Raw genomic sequence first — 18,734 nt, 5'->3', positions numbered from 1 at the left:
CAGTTGGTGGGGTGGGGTCTGGTTTGGGGGTGGGCTGGTGGTCTGTGGGTCGGGTGCGTCCGGCGGCGTTTGTGGGTTCGTCGTCCGGACCTGGGGCCCTTCCTGTGCCTGCCGACGTCGTGTCAGTTGGTGGGGTGGGGTCTGGTTTGGGGGTGGGCTGGTGGTCTGTGGGTCGGGTGCGTCCGGCGGCGTTTGTGGGTTCGTCGTCCGGACCTGGGTCCCTTCCTGTGCCTGCCGACGTCGTGTCAGTTGGTGGGGTGGGGTCTGGTTTGGGGGTGGGCTGGTGGTCCGTGGGTCGGGCGCACTCTGCCGCGTGGGTGGGTTCGTCGTCCGGACCTGGGTCCCTTCCTGTGCCTGCCGACCTCGCGTCAGCCGGTGCGCTGGGCTCGGAGGTGAGAGCGTGGCGGTGGTCCTCGGCCCCGCCGGGGCCGGAGACGGTCGTGCCGATGGGCTCGTCATCCGGGGCCAGGTCCCGTGCGGCCTCCCTCGACGCCGCGTCGGCCGGGCCGGCGAGCCACGACGGGAGAGCCGACCTGCGGGGCATGGGAGCCGTGTCCCGGTCCGTGTCGGATGCCTCGTCAGTGGGACCGGTGGCCCTGTTGGCTTCCGCACGCGTACTGGCCGCCCCGGTGGTGTCGGGCCGCGTCCCCGCGTCGGCCGGGGCCGGGTGGACGGGCCCGGGGCGCGACGCGCCCCCCGGCCGCCAACCGCCCGCACCGGCCTCGCGTTTCACCTGGGCGCGGTCCGCGCCGGGCGCGGCGGCGCCCGCCTCCGCACCCGGTGGGCCGTACCGCTTGTCGGGGCGGCGTTCCGGGTGGTCGAAGTCCATGCGGACGCCGAGCGCCAGCGTGTCCGCGTCGAGTGCGGCGCGCAGCGCCCAGCGGGTGCCGTAGCGGGAGTCGTACTCACCGCGCCGCGGGCGTTCACGGCGCTCCCGCCGGTCCCCGCCGACCGCGAGATCCGCGAGGTCGCCATCGGGCGCGGTGCGGGGCTCCGGTTGCGGCTCCGGCAGTGACGCGGCCGGAGCCGCGGCCGCAGCCGACGGCTCGGCAGAAGTCCGCCCGGCCGCCGCCGCGGGCTTCACCCGCACCACTCGGTAAAGCTTCACCGCCGCGATGGAGGCGATCACCGACAGACTGGAGATCTCCGCGACCCCCGCCCCCGTCAGACCCATCCGCGGCAGCAGCAGCAACGTCAGACCCAGCACCAGCACACACAACAGGCCCTGGAGCAGCGCCAGCCCAGAGGTGCGGCTCTGCGCCCGCAGCACCGCGAAGTACACCTCGATGACCACCCGCAGCGCCGCGCCCACCGCGAACCAGCGAAGCAGTGGCGCGGCCGCGTCCGCGTAGCTGTCCCCGAAGACCCCGAGGATCCGCGGTGCCAGGACGAACAGGACCAGACAGACGGGGATCATGATGCGGGCCATCCGGCTCAGCGCCGCCCGGCAGTTCTCGGCGAGCCGGGCCGGGTCGTGCGAGCCCTCGACGGTCAGCGACGCGCCCATGTTGATGGCGAGCAGATTGACGGTGCCGCCGATCGTGGTGGTGATGTAGAAGTACGCGTTGTCGGCGGCGCTGACCTGCGAGGCGACGATGACCGGCACGGCGTAGACCACGGCCAGGGAGAAGAGCGACCCGGTGTAGTCCCCGGCGAGGAAGCGGCCCATCTCCCGGTAGGTCGCGGGCCGCGCCGTCCCCTCCGTCGTCCTGACATGCCGGGGGACGAGCCGGCGGAAGACCAGCCAGCCCAGCGGCAGCACGGACACCGCGATCGAGGCGACCCAGGACACGAACACCCCGGCGGTGGGTATCGCTGCGGCGAGCGCGATGAGCAGCAGCAACTTGGCCGCCGAGAACCCCGTGTTCCCCACCGGCACCCAGAGCGCGCTGCGCAGCCCGGTCAACACCCCGTCCTGCAGGGTCAGCAGCGACCAGGCGACGACGGCGACGATGAAGCCGAGGCCGTTGACCGGACCGTGCAGAAAGCGGTACGAGGGCCCCCAGGTGTTCAGGGTGAGCAGAAAGACCACCGCGGCGAGCGCGACGACCACCGAGCTGCCCGCGTACGTGACGGAGACCAGCCGCCCGGTCGTACGCCCCGCGACCGGGATGAAGCGGGCCAGCGCACCGGTCAGCGTGACCGCGGTGAGCCCCGCGAGGAGCTTCATCGCGGCGATGGCCGCCGAGCCCTGGCCCACCGCGTCCTCCGAGTAGTAGCGGGCCGCGGCCAGCCAGAAGCCGAGGCCGAGGACCGCGGAGATGCCCGTGTTGAACATCAGCGCGTAGGCGTTGCGGAACAGCTGGTTGCGCTCGCCGCTCCGGCCGGCGGACGGCCGCTCGGCGGCGGCCGTCCGCTCCTCGGCCCGGGTGGTCGTGTCGGACACGGGCTCAGTGCACCTTCCGTAGAACCTGATGTGAGATCTGACGTGATCTGCGGACCAGGGCGTATCCCTTGGTGAGGGCCCGGTCCTGGACGAAGTCGCGGCCGATGGCCCGGCCGGAGACCAGCCGCTCGAACTCCTCGATCCGGGTGGTGCGCCGCACCGTCACCCGGCGCAGCGCGTACGGCCCCTGGCGCCGCGCCGCCAGTGCGTTGCCCACCGCGAGGGACACCCCGAACCCGGCCGAGCGCACCACGCGGCGCACCCGGCGGCTGGAGTAGCCGTACGGGTAGGCGAAGGACACCGGCGGCCGGCCGAGCTCGCCGGTGAGGATCTCCCGGCAGCGCGCCACCTCGAACCAGAGCCGCGCGTCGGTGAGCTGGTCGAGCTGGGGGTGGGTGTGACTGTGCCCGCCGATCTCCACCCCGGACTCGGCCAGCTCGCGTACCTGGCCCCAGTCGAGCATCAGATCCAGCGCGCCGTCCGTCTCGTAGGGGCCCCGCAGCCAGCCCGTGGTGGCGAACAGTGTGGCCGTGAAGCCGTGCCGGGTCAGGGCGGGAAGGGCGTAGCGGTGTACGCCCTCGTAGCCGTCGTCGAAGGTGATCAGCACCGGCCTGGGCGGCAGCGCCGGGCCGCCGCGCCAGGCCTGGGCCAGCCGGCCGCAGGTCACCGGGGTGAAGCCGCGCGCCCCGAGCAGCTCCATCTGTTCGGCGAACGCGCCCGGTGGGACGGAGAGCCCGTGGGTGGCCCGCGTAGGTGCGTGGGACACCGCGTGGTACATCAGTATCGGCACCGCCCCGGTGGTCATGGGGCGTCCCCAGCCGTCACGTCTCGCGGCCGCCCGCCGTCGGCGTACCGGGCCGGGCCGCGCCGGGCCGGGCCGCGCGGGCGGCCCGGCGCCCGGCCGCCCACACAGGCGGCCGCCGGGGTGGGCGAGGGCGGCGCGCTCGCCCCGGCCGGTGAGCGGCCGGTCACCCCGCTCGCGGGGGCGGCGACGGCCCTTGCCCGCCGCGGCCCCCATGCCACCAGTACCCCGGTCATGCGGCCCCCTCCTGTCCGCGGTCGGGGACCCCGTCCGGCACCGCCTGCCGCGGGATCGTGGCGATCGAGAAGCGGGGGCCGGTGCCGCGGCGGGTCCGTGCGGTGCCCACCGCGTAGCCGCCGGTCGCGGCTGCCACGCCCGCCACGATCGCGGCCGCGCGGCCGGCTCCGCCCGCCCGGCCGAGCAGCGCGTCCCGCAGCCCGCGGGCGACGCCCGCGGGCAGGACCCGGGTGGTGTAGCGGCGCTCGGTCGCAAGGCCCGCCTGGGCTCCCACGCTGCGGGCGACGAGGGCCTTGGAGAGGCCCTCGGCGTACGCGCGCGACCGGAAGTAGGCGAACCGCTCCCGTGCGGCCGGCACCTTGTGGTGGATCACCGCGCGATCGTCGATCAGCAGTACCGCGTCCGGCCGGGCCCGGGTCAGCCGGATGCACAGTTCGGTCTCCTCGCAGCCCAGCGGCCGCTTGTCGCCGTCCCGGCCGATCCCGCTGGCGAAACCGCCGGTGACCTCGAACGCCTCCCTGCGGAACGAGGCGTTGCCCCCCAGCACATTGCGCACCCGCACCCGGCCGGGCGGCAGCCCCCGGTACGTACACCCCACCACCCAGTCGAACTCCTCCGGGAACCAGGCCGGCCGGCGGCGCGAGGCCCACACCGGGACCGTGCGCCCGCCGACCGCCATGACGCGTGGATCCGCGTATCCGGCGGCGAAGTGGCGCAGCCAGTCCCGCTCGGCGACCGCGTCGTCGTCGAGAAAGGCGATCACCTCACCACCGGCCGCCGCGACACCGGTGTTACGGCCGGCGGACAGGCCGCGGGGGCCCGCGTTGGCGAGCACCCGCACCCCCTGACCCGCGTCCGTGGCCGCCGCCCCATCGCCCCGGTAGTGGTCCGCGAGCCGCCGCAGCAGCCGCGGGTTGTGGTCCACCACCAGGAGCGTTTCGTGGGCGGGCAGCGACTGGTCGCGCACCGAGGCCACCGCGGCGAGGATGTCGTCCCAGCGGTCCTCGGTGTAGGCGCAGATCACCACGGAGATCCGCACCGCGGTGGGCCGAACCGTCAAGACGCCTCCCCCCGGACCGCCGCCGGCGCCATCGCCGGGCGGCGCGGCCGCTTGGCGCCGCGCTCGCGCAGGATCACCTTGAGCACCCGCAGCCCGTCGCGAACGGCCCGCAGATTGCTGGCGCCGTGGATGCGCTCGTACTCATGGCTGGGGATCTCCTGGACCCGCAGCCCCGCCTTGACCACCCGGATGTTCATCAGGGTCTCCACCTCGAACCCCGCGCAGTCCAGCGCGATCTCATCGAGGCAGCGGCGCCAGAAGGCGTTGTAGCCGTAGCACAGATCGGTGTAGCGGGCGCCGAACTTGTGGTTGACGAGCGAGGTGAGCGCGCGGTTGCCGAGCTTGCGGATCGGCGTCATGTCGTCCGTGCCGCCGCCGTTGGCGAACCGCGACCCCTTGGCGAAGTCGGCGCCCGAGACCAGCGCCGAGACATAGCTGACGATCTCGGCTCCATCGGCCGATCCGTCGGCGTCGACCATCACCACGATGTCACCGGTGCAGGCGGCGAATCCGGTGATGAGGGCATCCCCTTTGCCCTTGCCGGACTGCGGCACGACTTTCACATCGGGCCTCAGCTCCCGGGCCACCCGGACCGTATCGTCGGTGGAATTGCCGTCGACCAGGACCACTTCATGGATCCAGTCGGGAAGGGTTTTGAAAACGTACGGAAGATTCTCGGCCTCGTTCATCGCCGGAATCACGACGCTCACCGGTGGCGCGATCGCGAGATGAGAGGACACCGGTCGGTATTGGTGCGGTTCGGCCGGCGGAACGATATCCGACGCGGCCGCGCGCACAAAGGAGCTCATGAGTCTGTTTTCCCTCTCGTCCGGTGGACCGTCCGCCCCACGGGCGGTCCCTTGGTGTGTCCGGTTCGAAAGGGGGGTTCTCACCCGCCTGTGACGGCATCGACTGTCGAACAAGGTCGGGCAAGCTGGCTTGGTGTTACTGGCCTCGCGGCCCGCGACGCGGCCATGCCCATGGATCAGGACAGCCGGACGCGGCACCCCCCTACCGCGTTTCCCGCCCCGGAGACCATCGCGACGTTTGAAGCCCTCCCCTAGAGCCGCCTTGCGTGGTGATCCGATGCGGGTGGAAGTACGACGGTATTAACCGTGGGAACTCTATGGCAAGACGCTGACGGTGGCACCCCCTTAGCTTATTTGTTCGTCAAGTCTTTTCCCGGATGGAGCCCATGCGCTTGAGCAGCCGATCGGCCGGCCCGAAGAGCTCCGGCCGGGAAAGCACCGTATTGCGCAGCGCCCGCACCGGGGCGCGCCGCGCCCGATGTCCGAGCGCCACCGGGTGGCGGCGCGTCACCCACCCCTCCGACACGCTGAGATCGCGCGTTTTCAGGGAGTCCTTGTACTCCTTTTCGCCCCGCCCGAGATCGAGATAGGCCACCCCCTGTGCGGCGGCGCTTTCCGCCATGCGCAGATGCAGCACAAGGCCGGGTGAGAACTTGGCATATGCCGGGTCGTACGCCGGAAACCAGCAGGCGAGGACGCGCTCGGAGATCAGCCCGAAATGGGCCGCGACCGGCCGGCCGTCCGCGTACAGCACCGACAGCAGTCCCTCGAAGGACGGCCCGCGGGTGTGGAAGAGCTGCTGCACCAGCCGGATGATCCACGGATGGGCGAAGCGGTCGCTGCGCCCGGTCCTGCGGTACTGCGCGGACTTCCAGCCGATCAGCGTGCGCAGCACGGCCGGGTCGCGCTCGTCGTGGACATAGCGCACCTCCCCGATCTCCCGGCCCAGCTTGCGCTCCTTGGCGAGCGTGGTGCGGGTGAACTTCGGTGACCGCGCGCGCAGCCGGGCCAGATACGCCTCATAGCCCTGATCCACGTCGATCACGGGGGAGGGGAAGGAGCCCCGGGCCCCCACCTCGAACGGCTTCTGCCCCTCCACCAGATGGTCGAACTCCCAGACCGCGAGCCCGCATGCCTGCAGCAGCTCCCGCGCGTCCCACTGGAACCCCGGCCGGTGCACGAGACCCTGGGAGTCCGAGAGGCCGAGACCGATCGCCCGCCCCACCCCGAGCCGGGTCCGCTGAAAAGGGAAGAAGGCCATGGGCTCGCCCTCCTCGCGCACCACCGCGATCCGCACCCCGCGTCTGGAGCGGCCCACGGCCAGGGTGAACTCCGGGGACAGAAAGGGATTCGCCAGCTCCGGCGCCCCCAGCAGATGCGCCTGCGACTGCATGGCCGTCCAGGCCGCCCGGTCCGCGGCCGTCAGCTCGCCCGGGCGGTATACGCCGATGTCCACGTCGTCATTCCTGACTTCTCGTCGAACGGCCCGGCTCCCTGGTCACACCGCGGCCCCGACGCCCTGCGTGGCGGGCCGTCAACGTGGATAGGAGGATCAGCAGGCTCAGCGCCGTGACCGTGGCCACCCCGCCGCGCACCGACCACAGATGCAGCGCCAGCATGGCCTGCGCCACCAGCAGATCGAGCGCCAGCGCGCCCGCCACCGCGAGCACCGGACGGACGAGCGGGTCCAGGCCGCGCAGCGTGGCGCCGATGGCCGACGCGGGCGCAGCCAGGAGAAAGAAGAGCGTGAACGGCGCGCGCAGCGGCGAGTCGACGTCGGCCAGCGCGAGTGCGGCGCCGACCCCTCCGGCGCCGGCGGCGGCCCCCGCGATCACCAGCGGAAACGCCGCGCCCGCCGGTCTCTTGTCAGTGATCGTCTGCATTGGCGACTTTGCCCCCCGAAGCGCCGGATGCCGGGCTTCAATGTCGCGCAGTGGGCGGATCCACGTCAAGACGGCGAAAGTGTGCGAACGCGCCGTATGAGAGTGAATGGTTGACGGCTCGCCTACGCGAATGGCGCCGTGTGCGCCGGGTGTGCGCCGGGTTCACCCGTTCAGGGACGTTCGGGGCCACCGCGAGAATTTTGCCAACTACGCGCATGGATCGCCGGTTTCGACGGCATGACATATGCACGTCATGCCGCTGAAACAACCCGGCCGGCGGCCTGACTGACGGTTTCGAACGCGTTTGCCCTGACCCGGGTGATCGCGCCTCACATCGGCAAGCAGGCTTCCTGCTAGGGAGATCGAATGAAACTGTCCAGACTCGCGGCGAGCGCCAGTGCGTTCGCCGTAGGTGCCGTCCTCGCCCTCACCGGGGCCGGCGCCGCCCATGCCACCGGGAACAGCGCAGGCCCCGCCTATGTGGCGCTCGGTGACTCCTACTCATCGGGCGTCGGCGCGGGCAGCTACGACGGTGCGAGCGGCAGCTGCAAGCGCAGCACCAAGGCGTATCCCGCGCTCTGGGCCGCGTCCCACGCCCCCTCCGGCTTCAACTTCACCGCATGCTCGGGCGCCAAGACCGGCGATGTCCTCAACAATCAGCTAGGTCCGCTCAACTCCGGCACCGGCCTCGTCTCCATCAGCGTCGGCGGCAACGACGCCGGATTCGGCGATGTCATGACCACCTGCGTGCTCCCCGGCGAGAGCGCCTGCCTCAACGCGATCGCCAACGCCCGCACCTACGCCCAGAACACCCTGCCGGGCAAGCTCGACCAGGTCTACAACGCCATCAGCGCCAAGGCGCCGTCCGCCCATGTCGTCGTCCTCGGCTACCCGCGGTTCTACAAGCTCAACGGCTCCTGCATCCTGGGCCTGACCGAGGCGGAGCGCTCCGCCATCAACAACGCCGCCGACTTCCTCAACTCGGTCATCTCCAAGCGCGCGGCCGACCACGGCTTCGGCTTCGGCGATGTCATCCCGCGCTTCACCGGACATGAGCTCTGCTCCGGCAGCGCCTGGCTGAACAGCGTCACCTTCCCCATCGACGAGTCCTACCACCCCAACGCCGCCGGTCAGTCCGGCGGTTACCTCCCGGTCTTCACCTCAGCCGCCTGATCGCTCCGCGTCACCACTGGCTGAACCGGCCGAAGAGGAGGCCCCGTCCGTCGGGGCCTCCTCGCACGCCGTGGTGCGGGAGACCCGTGCGGAGGTCACGGCCTTGGGGGCCCTGGTCTCCACGGCGTTCCAGTCCTCATGGGCGCCGCCCGCACGGTACGTCAGTTCGGTGTGGTGCACGGTCCGGGACGTACCCCGTCGAACGCGAGGTCGTGCCACCGGCCTTGCCGGAATCGTCGTCGGGGCGCCCACCGCTCGTGGTGGCGCCCTTGCCGCCCGAGCCGTCGTCGTTCAGCAGCGTCCAGGTCACCCCGCCCAGCGCCAGTACGGCCAGCAGCGCCCCGGCCACCACCACGGCCATCGCGCGCCGGGGCCGATGGGGAGGCGCGGCTCATCGGCGGGCCCTGAATGTACCTCAACCGAGTGTTGTCGCCGCCCCCCTGAGCACCAATCCGCAGCCCAGTGCGAGGACGATGGCGGCGGTGCCGATGGGCGAGGCCCGGTGCACCAGGCCCAGCAGCCGGTTGACGCGGCCCTCCCGCTGCCTGCGGGCGGTCAGCCGCTCGGTGACCCGCACGCCCAGCCGCACCACCGTGAACCCGGCCAGCGTGAGGGTGCACGCCAGCCCCAGGCCGTACGCCAGCACCAGCAGAAAGCCGAACCACGCCTGCCCGAGGGCGGCGGCGCCGACGAGCACGATGACGGCGGAGGGGCTGGGGACCATGCCCCCGGCGAAGCCGAGCAGCAGCGTGCCGCGGAGAGTGGGCCGGATCTCATGGCTGTGCGTATGCCCGTCCCCGTGGTCATGGGTGAGCACATTCCCGTGGTCATGGGTGTGGTCGTGCTCCTGGCCGTGGTGATGGGCATGCTCGTGGTCGTGGTCGTGGTGATGGGCATGCTCGCGGTCGTGGTCGTGGTGATGGGCATGCTCGCGGTCGTGGTCGTGGTGATGGGCACGCTCGTGGTCGTGGTCACTGGAGTGGTCGTGGTGGTGCTGGTGCAGGCGCCGGCGCTGGACGTGGCGACGGTGGCGCAGCGCCTTGCGGAGCAGCCCCGCCCCGGCCAGCGAGACCAGCACCCCGCTGGCGATGCCCAGCCACGAGATCACCGAAGGGGCGGCGGCCGAGCCCGCCGTGACCAGCAGCCCGAGCGCGAACACCCCCAGCGTATGAGTGACCGTCACCGACGCGCCGAGCAACAGCACATCGCGCAGCGCGCTGCGCCCGCCCGCCGTCGCGGCGGCCGCCATCATCGTCTTGCCGTGGCCGGGGGCCAGCGCGTGCATCGCGCCGAGCAGTACGGCGGTGGCGAAGGCGGTCAGGGCGAAGCCGAAGGTGATGTCATGGCGCGCCACCATCGAGGTGAGCGCCTGGGTCCAGCGGTCCGCGCCGCGTGGCAGCACCCCCGAACCCGTGGGCTCCTCCCGCTCGGCCGCCGACGCGGCGAGCGCGGGCCCGCCGGGCTTGACGCGCAGCGTGGCCGACCGCTGATCCGAGGGCGAGTCGAGCTGGCCCTTGGGGTACCCGGTCAGCCGCCGTGAGACGGAGTCCTGGGGCACATCGGAGTCGGTGAGGGTCATCCGGTCGCCCTGGGCGGTCAGCTCCCGCCATCCGGGTCCGCCCCCGATGTCCTGCGGCCGGTAGGCGACCGTCGCCCGCTCGCCGCGCGGCAGCGCGGCCGTCAGCCGACACTCGACGCGGAGCGTCGGCAGGTCCGCCTGACCGGGCCGGTTGAGCGCCTCGGCACGCCCGGCGCGTACGGGCACCTCGCGCCCCCTGACGGCCAGCCGCGCCCCGCGTGCCGCGCTCGCGCAGCGCCGCTGTGCCCACGCCGCCAGCTCCCGCTGGGAGAGTGTGTCGTCACCGTCCCGGTCGATCTGCGGCTTGGCCTGGGCGGCCGGGATCTCGGCGAGGTCCTCCACATGGTCGACCCGCAGCGCACCGGGGGCGACGACCAGCCCGTCGTAGCGGTTGACGGTGAAGTTCCCGAGCGGATGCGCGTCGGCGGTGCCGGCGGGCAGGACCACGAGGCCCACGGCCCCCGCCAGTACGCCCGCGGCGGCGGCCATCCGGCGCGCACGCCGGGTCAGCCGTTTCATGGGGCGCCAGGTCACCGCTCACCTCCGAGCGCCTTCAGCGCCGCCTTCGCGTCCCGCGCGCCCGTCGGCGAGAATCCCGGGTTGAGGTCGAGCGCCGCCTTGAGGTGGCGGCGGGCGGACGCGGTGTCGCCGAGGGACTTCTCGAGGACGCCCCGGTGGTAGAGGAACGCCGCGTTGCGGTAGCCCGGCGCGGCGGCGCGCTTGGCGTAGGTGAGGGCCTTCTTGTCGTCACCGTTGCGGTGCAGGGCCCAGGCCAGGGCGTCCGCGGTGTGCACGGTCTCGCGGCGGTCCCACTCGGCGCGGGCCGCCTTCAGCGCCTCCTTGGCGTCGCCGTGGTCGGCCGCGACCAGCGCGCTGTCGAGGTCGGTGGCCACGCCGTTGGCCCGGGCGAGCGTGATCCACGTGTCGACCACGGCGTACTGCTGGCGTGCCTTGGCGCGGTCGCCCCGCGCCTCGTACGCCTCGCCCAGCGCCGAGAGCTCCGCGGGCAGCGGGTAGCGCCGTACGACCTCCTCCAGATCCCGGATGCCCGTGCCGAGGCGGCCGGTCGCGGCGGCGGTACGGCCGCGGCCCTCCAGGGCCGGGAGGTAGCCGGGGACGGCCCGCAGGGCGTTGGCGTAGGCGGCGCGGGCGGCGCCGTACTCGCCCTGGCCCCAGGCGAGTTGTCCGAGCGCCGTGGAGACATAGGCGATATCGCTGGGCGAGGTCGCGGAGGCCTTGGCGCGCAGCAACACCCGGCGCGCCCCGGCCGGGTCACCGCGCAGTTCCATGACGTAGGCGAGGCGGGTGAAGACGGGGATGCCGGGGCGGAGCGCGTCGGCCTTCCGGGCGGCGGTGTACGCGTCCTTGTAGCGGCCGAGTTCGACCAGGGCGTCGACGCGGACCGCCAGCGCCCCCTGGCTGTAGGAGTTCACCCTCAGGGCCTTGTCGGCGTCGCGCAGCGCGCCCCGGAAGTCGTGGCGGGCGGCGGCGAGCGAGGCGCGCCCGGCGAGCGCCGTGTCGTTGTCGCGCGGCTGGACGGACAGGGAGCGGGCGAAGGCCTTCTGCGCCTGCGGATAGCGGGTGGGGTCGCCCGTGGCGCGGGCCTGTTCGACATAGGCCGAGCCGAGACCGGCCCAGCCCGTCGCGTCCTTCGGTTCGGCGCGCAGATGCCGTTGCATGGTGCTGATCTGCCGGCCGAGGCCGTCGGCGGTGAATTGCTCGAGCCGCGCGGCGGCGGGCCGCGCGTCACGGGCGGTGTCCTGGTGGCCGCCGGACCCGTCCGACGCGTCGATCATGATCGAGGCGGCGGTCAGCCCCACCGCGAGCGTGAACACCACGGCCGCGGTCCGGGCCGTGTGGGGGAGGGGTGGCCGTAGAGCCATGGCGACAGCTGCCTTTCGACACATCAGGATTACGGAAGTGAGGGGGGACAGGGGGCGGACGCGGCCGCCGCACGGGAGTCGGCGGACCCGCGTCCGGGGCCGGGGCCCGCGTCCGGGGCCGGGCGCGCCCGATGGTGTGGGGCTGCGCCCGGGCCCCGGGCCGGAGGCGCGGGGCGCGCCCGGGCGCGGGAGCCGATCGCACCCGAGCGTCAGTGCCGACGCACGCGGACGCGGGCCGGCCGGCGTGACCGCATCCACAGCAACCCGAGGCCCAGCAGCAGCACGGCCCCGCCACCGGCCGCCGCGGACCCGGCGAGCAGCATGTTGTCCTCGGAGGAGCCGGAGCCGACGCCCGAACCGCCGTTCAGCAGCGACTGACCGGCGCTCTTCGCGGTGGCGGTGGCGTCCGAACCGGAGTTGGGATTCGCGACATACGGGAAGGAGCCGCCGAACTTCTGGTCGTTCGCGTCCACCGCGTCGCCCAGGTCGTTCTTCTTGCCGAGCAGCTCGCCCTCCATGGCCTGCAGCGCGATGTCGAGGACGTCGTCGGTCAGCCGCCGGCCGTTGGGGAATCCGGCGTTGTCTCCGTCCAGCACGCCCAGCCGCTTCGGACTGGCGGTCGGCGGAATGGAGGTGTTGAGGCGGAGCTGTTCGGAGGGCTTGACATTCGGCGGCTGGTTGAGCTTGGGCACACCGGTCAGGAAGGCCTGGACCAGATCGTCGCGCGGGGTGGCCGGTGCCTTGATCTTGTAGATCTGCTCGACCAGCTTGGGGAGTTCGGGGTCCTGGACGAACTTCAGGAACTGCGCGTCGTCCCACGGCGAGGAGGCGTTGAACTTGTCCTTGTCCTTACGCGGAATGACCACCTCGTTGACCAGCGGACTGCCGAGCCGGGAGACCTGCGCCCAGTCGCCGTTCGCGGTCCTGCGGTGGGTGGTGGACCACAGCCCGATGACCGGCTGCTCCTTGGACTGGGTCAGCGCCGACGTCGGCACCTGGAGAGCCATGGACTGGACGTTGTAGCCCTTGAGGCTGTCCTGCCCGACCTCGGACATGTCGCCGCCGTAGAGCAGGTCGAAGACCCGCAGATCGAGGAAGAACGGATCGTCGGCCTGGCCGGCGAAGGCGGTCGAGCCGCCGCTGTACCCAATCTTCTGCACCGCCTGGTCGCGGAGCGTCTGGTACTTCGGCATCGACGCCTTGCCGACATTCGACGGGGCGACCGGGAGGTTGTGGCCGAGCATGGCCCTGGCGACGGCCTTCTGGTGCTTCAGCTTGATGACTTCGAGATCATAGGTCTGGGTGAAGTTCAGGTCCGGGTCATCCAGCGAGGTGACCGGGCCGGTGTTGTAGAGGAACGTGTCCCCGTTCTTCAGGTGGTCCTTGAAGGTCCACCGGAAGAGCAGATCGCCTTGGCCGTCACCGTCGTTGTCGACGTGGAGGTCGTAGCGGGCGTCGTTGGCGAACTTGAAGAAGTTCGGCCCGCCCGCCGGGTCTTCCATCGGCAGCATGTTGACGACCATGGTGGTCGTGTCCGGCTTGTCGGGGCTGACGAACGCGTAGACGTCCGTCGTGTCGTACTGCGGCTGACCGGAGATCAGCGGCGCCTCGCGGTGGGAGGACGCTTGCGCCGTCTGCGGCTGCAACACGGCCACACCGGCGGCCGTGAGCCCGCCCGCGGCCAGTGCGCAGCTGACCAGCGCGGCCAAGCTCCTGGTGATTGCGGTCATCCTGTCGGTCCTTCGCACGCTTGTCGGAGCATTCCTTCAAGCAGCTATTCGGGGCCGACGGGACGATGGCTTGGTCGGTTCCGGAATTTGTCCGCGGATGACAGGTGCCGTCAACACCCTTGACGCGGTGGTGAATCGGTAACCTGGGATACGTGGGTGCCCGCTCGGGGAGGTAGGGTTAGTCTGCCCGGGGCGGGTGCCCTCGTACGGGTGGGGAGTGTCATGGAGCAGATAACAGTACGCAGCAGGCCACGAGTGCCTGCCATCAACTGCCGGAGCGGTGCGTCCAGCGCGCGTCTCGAGCGCCATCTCGCGGTGATGGGCGGCCCTGCCGTCCCCCAGCGGGAGGCCGAGGGCGCGACGGTGCTGATGCAGGAGCTGACCGCGCGGGATCACACGCGCGCGAAGAACAGTCGGGGCGCGCGGGTGTCGCTGTTCGCGCCGCTGCGCCGGTTGCGTCGCTCGCTGTTCGGCAACCACGGCTGATCCGACCGGCCCGTACGAGGTGCCGTCCGCATCCCGGGCGCACACGGGCACAACCGGCCAGCTCCAGCCGGTTGTCTCCGTGCTGTGGGCGGCCCCGCTGACGTAACAGGCGTCACAGCAGGGCGAACTGCCCCTCCGGGCCCTCCTCATGATGGTCCAGCACCGACGCCGGGCGCCGGGCCGCGCCCGGCACCGGCAGCACCCCCACCGCACGCAGCTCCGCCACGTCGATGCCGGGCCCGTCCGCCAGCCGGTCGGTGAGCGCCCGCCGCTCCGGGCGGAGCTCGGCGAGCAGCGCCAGCACGGTGATCAGCTCCAGCAGCTCCGATGTCCACGCGGACGGCCAGCCCGCCGGGCCGATCGCCTCAAGCGTGCCGGGCTCGCCTCGGGCCGTACGCCCTTCGAACCATGTCTCCAGCACCCGCGCCCCGCCCGCGTGGAACTCCCACGCGGCCCGCGGTACGGGGGAGATCCGGCCCTCGCCGAGGAGCAGGGCGGACTCGTCCGGGTCATAGCGGAGGGGGGAGTCCGGCAGCCCGCGCGCCGGGAGCGAGGCGCGCACGTAGGGGCGCCGGCCGCCCGGCATACGCGGGCGCTCACCACGATGCGCCCCGCGCGTATGCAGCCACAGCACCCGGCGGCCCAGCGCCACGCCTGTTTCCCACGCCTCGGTGTCGGTGGTGAGGGGCACGGCGCAGGGGTGCGTCCCTGCCACGGCGGCGGTCCAGGCGAGAAAGTCCCCGGCGGTTACGGGGCGGGCCAGCCGCGTGGAGAGGTGGTCCAGCAGACCGGGCGCGAGATTGGGCTCCTGCCCGCCGGGGCGGCGGTAGAGCGGACGGATACGGCCCGGACGGCCGGCCGGGGAGTGGCCGTCGGGCAGCAGCGCGGAGAAGGTGAGCACCGGATCGGGGTCCGGCCCGGCCGCCTCGACGACATGGATCTGCCGGTCGTCCGCCACCCGCCACAGCTCCGGGCGGGCGGTGTCGATCAACCGGTGGTCCGGTATCAGCCACTGCTGGTCGAACGGCCCGTGCGTCACCCGCACCGGCGCGGGGCACGGCCCGCCCGCACGCGCAAGCCGCGCGGTGGAGGTGGCCTGGCCGGGCAGCTGCGGTACGGAGGTGTGCAGCGTACGGGCGCGGCTCGGCCGGAACAGCGCCGCGCGCCCGGCCTCGTCCTCGGCCCCGACCAGCCGCTCCCAGCGCGCGGCCAGCGACGCGGCGTCCGGCCCCATGACCCACGCCCGCCCGAGCCGCAGCGGCCCCACGGACCACGGCATCAGGTCCCCCAGCAGCGGTGCCTCGCGTTCTCCCACGCCGGGCATGGTATCCATCGCCACCCCGGTCGCCGGGAGAGTGCGGCCCCCACCGGGCCCCGGCCGCCGCCGAGCCGCCGCCGGCGCTGTGGCGGCTGGTGACGGAGTGGCCACCGGGCCGCACCCGGCGACGAAACCCCGGCCCGGGACGGGCGTCCCCGTACGGCCCAGCTGGTCATGGATCAGGGCGCGTCGCCGAGTGCGGCCCCGCGCCGCGGCCGTGCGGGCCGTCATCCGGGCACCGGGCTCGGTCCCGGGGCCGTGCGGGCTGTCATCCGGGTGCCGGGTGCGGTCCCGTGGCCGTGCGGGCTGTCATCCGGGTGCCGGGTGCGGTCCCGTGGCCGTGCGGGCTGTCATCCGGGTGCCGGGCTCGGTCCCGCGGCCGTGCGGGCTGTCATCCGGGTGCCGGGCTCGGTCCCGCGGCCGTGCGGGCCGTCATCCGGGCACCGGGCTCGGCCCCCGTGGCGCCGCGGGCGGCAACAAGCCCCGGCCCGCCAACCACGTATCCCACGCCGAGAACCGGACGGCAGTCACTCCGCGTCGAGGGTCACCGTGAAGGAGAAGCGGTCGCCCCGGTAGTTGATGCGGGCCACGTCCACCACCCGGCCGCTCTCGTCGTATGTCACGCCCGTGTAGTGCAGGATCGGGCTGAGCAGCGGGACCTGGAGGAGGCGGGCCGTCTCCGGGTCCGCGAGGCGCGCCTCGACCGTGTCGGTGATCCGGCTGATCCGGACCCCCACCGCGTCCCGCAGCACCTTCGTCATCGGCCAGCGCGCGAGGTCGGCGACGTCGATGCGGTCGGCCAGCTCGGGACGGACGAGGTTCTCCGCCCAGTTGGTGGGCTCGCCGCTGTGGCCGTCGCTGCGCAGCCTGCGGTAGGCGGCCGCCTCGTCGAGCCCGGGAAAGTGCTCCGCCAGCTCGGTCGGCACCGGCGCCCGGCCGTGGTCGAGCACGGTCGTCCGCTCCCCGGACTGCTGGGCCACGATGGCGTCCACCGACCCCAGCAGCCGTACCGGGGAGCCGCGCCGCGCGCTCGGCTCGATGAAGGTGCCGCGCCGCCGGTGGCGGCTGATCAGCCCCTCCGACTCCAGCTCCTTGAGCGCCTGCCGCATGGTGAGGACGCTGACGCCGTAGTGCTCGGCGAGCCGGTCCTCGGTCGGCAGCCGCAGCGGGTCGTGCGGGCCTCGGCCGAGTATCGAGGCGCGCAGCGACTGCGAGACCTGATACCACAGCGGCAGCTTGCGGTTGAGGGCGAGCGAGTCGGGGGCGAAGGTCGTCACGACACGGGTCTCCGGTCACAGCGGGCGTTACGGACGGAAGTGGCGCTGCAGACCCTGCCATACGTCGTCGTACCGCCCCTGGAGGTGGTCGGCCTCCAGCGCCTGCCGGGTGGCAGTGACCGGCCAGCGCGTCTCGAACATGAAGGCCAGCCCGTCGTCCACCTTGCGCGGCGTCAGCTCGGCGGAGCTGGCTCGCTCGAACGTCTCCTGGTCGGGGCCGTGCGCGGACATCATGTTGTGCAGTGAGCCACCACCGGGCACAAAGCCGCCCTTGCCGCCGGTCTTCGCGTCGTACGCGCCCTCGATGAGCCCCATGTACTCGCTCATCACATTGCGGTGGAAGTACGGCGGCCGGAAGGTGTCCTCGCCGACCAGCCAGCGCGGGGCGAAGACCACGAAGTCGACGCCCGCGAGCCCCGGGGTGTCGGAGGGCGAGGTGAGCACCGTGAAGATGGAGGGGTCGGGGTGGTCGTAGCTGATGGTGCCGAGCACATTGAAACGGCGCAGGTCGTACACGTACGGGACGTGGTTGCCGTGCCAGGCGACGACGTCCAGCGGGGAGTGGTCATAGGTCGCGGACCACAGATTGCCGCAGAACTTGTTGACCACCTCCACGGGGCGCTCCACGTCCTCGTACGCGGCGACGGGCGCGAGGAAGTCACGGGGGTTGGCGAGCCCGTTGGCGCCGATCGGGCCGAGGTCGGGGAGGACGAAGGGCCGGCCGTAGTTCTCGCAGACATAGCCGCGTGCGAGGGGGTCGAGCAGCTCGACGCGGAACCGTACTCCGCGGGGGATGAGCGCCACATGGCCCGGCTCGGCGCGCAGCAGCCCGAACTCGGTGCGCAGCAGCAGCCCGCCCCGCTCGGGGACGATCAGCAGCTCACCGTCCGCGTCGCTGAACACCCGGTCGGTCATGGGCGCGTTGGCGGCGTAGAGATGGATGGCCATGCCGGCGCGCTGGGTGGCGTCCCCGTTGCCGCCGAGCGTCCACAGACCGGACAGGAAGTCGGTGCCGGCGTCGGGCTCCGGCAGCGGGTCCCAGCGCAGCCGGTTGGGGTCCGGCACGGTCTCGGTGAACGGCGCCCCGCGCACCGCGCCGTTGTCGATGCGGACGAACGGCGGATGCGCGGCGGAGGGGCGGATGCGGTAGAGCCAGGAGCGGCGGTTGTGGGCGCGCGGCTCGGTGAAGGCGGTGCCGCTCAGCTGCTCCGCGTACAGCCCGAGCGGGGCGCGCTGCGGGGAGTTGCGGCCAATGGGGAGCGCGCCCGGAACGGCCTCGCTGGTGTGCTCATTGCCGAACCCGGAGGCGTAGGCCAGTCTTTCGGCCGTCTTCCGAGCTTGCTCGATCCCCGCGCCGTCGCCCATCGCACGCCTCCTGCCGCTTCTTCATTCCTATGTCAGACGATAGGAATCGAAGACGGGGTGCGTCAATGATCGGGCAGGATGGTGGCGTGCCCATACCGCCCCTCCGCCGCCATCCGGTCCAGCGCCGCAGCGCCGAACGCCTCGGCCGGATCCTCGACGCCTGCGCCGAGCTGCTCGACGAGATCAGCTATGAACAACTGAGCACCCGCGCGGTGGCCGAGCGCGCCCAGGTCCCCATCGGCTCGGTCTACCGATTCTTCTCCAACAAGAGAGCGATGGCCGAGGCCCTGGCCCACCGCAATCTCGACGAGTACGCCGCACGCATCACCCGGCGGCTCGCCGAGTCCGGCCCGGACGCCGGCTGGCGGGAGGCCATGGACGTCGTGGTCGACGAATATCTGGCGATGAAGCGCGGGGCCCCCGGGTTCGCGCTCATCGAGTTCGGCATGCCGGTCCCGGCGACCGGAGTGCCCGACAAGCCCAACCACCTGGTGGCCGACCGGCTGCGGGCCCTGCTCGCCGACCGCCTCGGAATCGACGGCGGCACCGAGGCCGACGAGCGGCTGCGGGTCGCCTTCCTGCTCGCGGTCGAGGCGGCGGACGCGCTGCTGCGGCTGGCGTTCCGGGTGGACCCGGCGGGCGATCCGGCGATCGTGGCGGAGACGAAGGAGCTGCTGCGGGCGTATCTGGCCCGGGTGCTGGACTGACGCGAGAAGCCCGGCGGGAGTTCCCGTCGGCACCTCCCC

General features: G+C 72.5%; 17 protein-coding genes. 3 read left to right on the top strand and 14 right to left on the bottom strand.

Annotated elements, in window-relative coordinates; translation table 11 throughout:
• From ABZU99_RS29620 to ABZU99_RS29590, 7 genes are all read right to left on the bottom strand, one after another.
• The coding region (locus tag ABZU99_RS29620; RefSeq protein WP_356228060.1) for a polysaccharide biosynthesis C-terminal domain-containing protein at positions 1-2,278 on the bottom strand (2,278 nt) is incomplete at its 3' end.
• A gap of 112 nt (positions 2,279-2,390) precedes the next feature.
• Positions 2,391-3,191 carry a polysaccharide deacetylase family protein gene (locus ABZU99_RS29615; RefSeq protein ID WP_356047692.1) on the bottom strand — a complete coding sequence of 267 codons (801 nt, stop codon included), beginning with the start codon at positions 3,189-3,191 and terminating at the stop codon, positions 2,391-2,393.
• Positions 3,188-3,424 carry a hypothetical protein gene (locus ABZU99_RS29610; RefSeq protein WP_355954079.1) on the bottom strand — a complete coding sequence of 79 codons (237 nt, stop codon included), beginning with the start codon at positions 3,422-3,424 and terminating at the stop codon, positions 3,188-3,190. The genes ABZU99_RS29615 and ABZU99_RS29610 overlap by 4 nt, the downstream gene beginning before the upstream one ends.
• Positions 3,421-4,485, bottom strand: coding sequence for a glycosyltransferase family 2 protein (locus tag ABZU99_RS29605; RefSeq protein ID WP_356047690.1), 1,065 nt, complete (start codon positions 4,483-4,485; stop codon positions 3,421-3,423). Before ABZU99_RS29605 ends, ABZU99_RS29610 begins: the two co-directional genes overlap by 4 nt.
• Positions 4,482-5,294 (bottom strand): glycosyltransferase family 2 protein, encoded by an 813-nt coding sequence (locus ABZU99_RS29600; RefSeq protein WP_356047688.1) that lies wholly within the window; start codon positions 5,292-5,294, stop codon positions 4,482-4,484. The genes ABZU99_RS29605 and ABZU99_RS29600 overlap by 4 nt, the downstream gene beginning before the upstream one ends.
• A 361-nt stretch (positions 5,295-5,655) precedes the next feature.
• Positions 5,656-6,750, bottom strand: coding sequence for a GNAT family N-acetyltransferase (locus ABZU99_RS29595; protein WP_356047686.1), 1,095 nt, complete (start codon positions 6,748-6,750; stop codon positions 5,656-5,658).
• A gap of 4 nt (positions 6,751-6,754) precedes the next feature.
• Complete coding sequence (locus ABZU99_RS29590) at positions 6,755-7,177, bottom strand: hypothetical protein (RefSeq protein WP_356047684.1); 423 nt, start codon at positions 7,175-7,177, stop codon at positions 6,755-6,757.
• Positions 7,178-7,543: 366 nt separating this feature from the next.
• Here ABZU99_RS29590 and ABZU99_RS29585 point away from each other — a divergent pair, with 366 nt between their 5' ends.
• Positions 7,544-8,350 (top strand): SGNH/GDSL hydrolase family protein, encoded by an 807-nt coding sequence (locus tag ABZU99_RS29585; protein ID WP_355954067.1) that lies wholly within the window; start codon positions 7,544-7,546, stop codon positions 8,348-8,350.
• Between the two features lie 136 nt (positions 8,351-8,486).
• On the opposite strand, the gene ABZU99_RS29580 is transcribed toward ABZU99_RS29585, so the two are convergent.
• The 4 genes from ABZU99_RS29580 to ABZU99_RS29565 all read right to left on the bottom strand — a co-directional run bounded on the left by ABZU99_RS29580 (position 8,487) and on the right by ABZU99_RS29565 (position 13,542).
• Positions 8,487-8,711 carry a hypothetical protein gene (locus ABZU99_RS29580; RefSeq protein WP_356047682.1) on the bottom strand — a complete coding sequence of 75 codons (225 nt, stop codon included), beginning with the start codon at positions 8,709-8,711 and terminating at the stop codon, positions 8,487-8,489.
• A 54-nt stretch (positions 8,712-8,765) separates the two neighbouring features.
• On the bottom strand, positions 8,766-10,418 hold the full coding sequence (locus ABZU99_RS29575) for a sulfite exporter TauE/SafE family protein (RefSeq protein ID WP_356228058.1): 1,653 nt from the start codon (positions 10,416-10,418) through the stop codon (positions 8,766-8,768).
• Between the two features lie 41 nt (positions 10,419-10,459).
• Entirely contained in the window at positions 10,460-11,812 is a 1,353-nt protein-coding gene (locus tag ABZU99_RS29570; protein ID WP_355954062.1) for a hypothetical protein, read from the bottom strand.
• A 209-nt stretch (positions 11,813-12,021) separates the two neighbouring features.
• Complete coding sequence (locus tag ABZU99_RS29565; RefSeq protein WP_356047678.1) at positions 12,022-13,542, bottom strand: DUF4331 domain-containing protein; 1,521 nt, start codon at positions 13,540-13,542, stop codon at positions 12,022-12,024.
• A 222-nt stretch (positions 13,543-13,764) separates the two neighbouring features.
• On the opposite strand from ABZU99_RS29565, the gene ABZU99_RS29560 reads away from it, so the two are divergent.
• On the top strand, positions 13,765-14,028 hold the full coding sequence (locus tag ABZU99_RS29560) for a hypothetical protein (RefSeq protein WP_355954056.1): 264 nt from the start codon (positions 13,765-13,767) through the stop codon (positions 14,026-14,028).
• A gap of 112 nt (positions 14,029-14,140) precedes the next feature.
• Here ABZU99_RS29560 and ABZU99_RS29555 read toward each other — a convergent pair whose 3' ends face one another.
• The 3 genes from ABZU99_RS29555 to hmgA all read right to left on the bottom strand — a co-directional run bounded on the left by ABZU99_RS29555 (position 14,141) and on the right by hmgA (position 17,988).
• Complete coding sequence (locus ABZU99_RS29555) at positions 14,141-15,352, bottom strand: type ISP restriction/modification enzyme (RefSeq protein WP_356047779.1); 1,212 nt, start codon at positions 15,350-15,352, stop codon at positions 14,141-14,143.
• Between the two features lie 521 nt (positions 15,353-15,873).
• A complete protein-coding gene (locus tag ABZU99_RS29550) occupies positions 15,874-16,623 on the bottom strand; it encodes a GntR family transcriptional regulator (protein WP_356047676.1) in 750 nt (249 codons plus the stop codon).
• A gap of 27 nt (positions 16,624-16,650) precedes the next feature.
• A complete protein-coding gene (gene hmgA / locus ABZU99_RS29545; protein WP_355954046.1) occupies positions 16,651-17,988 on the bottom strand; it encodes a homogentisate 1,2-dioxygenase in 1,338 nt (445 codons plus the stop codon).
• A 65-nt stretch (positions 17,989-18,053) separates the two neighbouring features.
• On the opposite strand from hmgA, the gene ABZU99_RS29540 reads away from it, so the two are divergent.
• Positions 18,054-18,695: a TetR/AcrR family transcriptional regulator gene (locus ABZU99_RS29540; RefSeq protein ID WP_355954043.1), complete on the top strand. Its 642-nt coding sequence runs from the start codon at positions 18,054-18,056 to the stop codon at positions 18,693-18,695.
• Positions 18,696-18,734: the final 39 nt, after the last annotated feature.

Origin of the sequence: Streptomyces sp. NPDC005266 (genome assembly GCF_040607655.1) — a bacterium.
Taxonomy (GTDB): domain Bacteria; phylum Actinomycetota; class Actinomycetes; order Streptomycetales; family Streptomycetaceae; genus Streptomyces.
The sequence above is the reverse complement of the archived record's forward strand: the minus strand, read 5'-3'. Positions and strand labels throughout refer to the sequence as shown.

What these genes read in the sequence shown, in the direction of transcription:
- ABZU99_RS29585 (WP_355954067.1), top strand. Translation starts at nt 7,544, where the DNA reads ATGAAACTGTCCAGACTCGCGGCGAGCGCCAGTGCGTTCGCCGTAGGT.
- ABZU99_RS29600 (WP_356047688.1), bottom strand. Translation starts at nt 5,294, where the DNA reads ATGAGCTCCTTTGTGCGCGCGGCCGCGTCGGATATCGTTCCGCCGGCC.
- ABZU99_RS29575 (WP_356228058.1), bottom strand. Translation starts at nt 10,418, where the DNA reads ATGGCCGCCGCCGCGGGCGTACTGGCGGGGGCCGTGGGCCTCGTGGTC.
- ABZU99_RS29580 (WP_356047682.1), bottom strand. Translation starts at nt 8,711, where the DNA reads ATGGCCGTGGTGGTGGCCGGGGCGCTGCTGGCCGTACTGGCGCTGGGC.
- ABZU99_RS29565 (WP_356047678.1), bottom strand. Translation starts at nt 13,542, where the DNA reads ATGACCGCAATCACCAGGAGCTTGGCCGCGCTGGTCAGCTGCGCACTG.
- ABZU99_RS29540 (WP_355954043.1), top strand. Translation starts at nt 18,054, where the DNA reads ATGATCGGGCAGGATGGTGGCGTGCCCATACCGCCCCTCCGCCGCCAT.
- ABZU99_RS29570 (WP_355954062.1), bottom strand. Translation starts at nt 11,812, where the DNA reads ATGGCTCTACGGCCACCCCTCCCCCACACGGCCCGGACCGCGGCCGTG.
- ABZU99_RS29590 (WP_356047684.1), bottom strand. Translation starts at nt 7,177, where the DNA reads ATGCAGACGATCACTGACAAGAGACCGGCGGGCGCGGCGTTTCCGCTG.
- ABZU99_RS29555 (WP_356047779.1), bottom strand. Translation starts at nt 15,352, where the DNA reads ATGCCCGGCGTGGGAGAACGCGAGGCACCGCTGCTGGGGGACCTGATG.
- ABZU99_RS29615 (WP_356047692.1), bottom strand. Translation starts at nt 3,191, where the DNA reads ATGACCACCGGGGCGGTGCCGATACTGATGTACCACGCGGTGTCCCAC.
- ABZU99_RS29610 (WP_355954079.1), bottom strand. Translation starts at nt 3,424, where the DNA reads ATGACCGGGGTACTGGTGGCATGGGGGCCGCGGCGGGCAAGGGCCGTC.
- ABZU99_RS29560 (WP_355954056.1), top strand. Translation starts at nt 13,765, where the DNA reads ATGGAGCAGATAACAGTACGCAGCAGGCCACGAGTGCCTGCCATCAAC.
- hmgA (WP_355954046.1), bottom strand. Translation starts at nt 17,988, where the DNA reads ATGGGCGACGGCGCGGGGATCGAGCAAGCTCGGAAGACGGCCGAAAGA.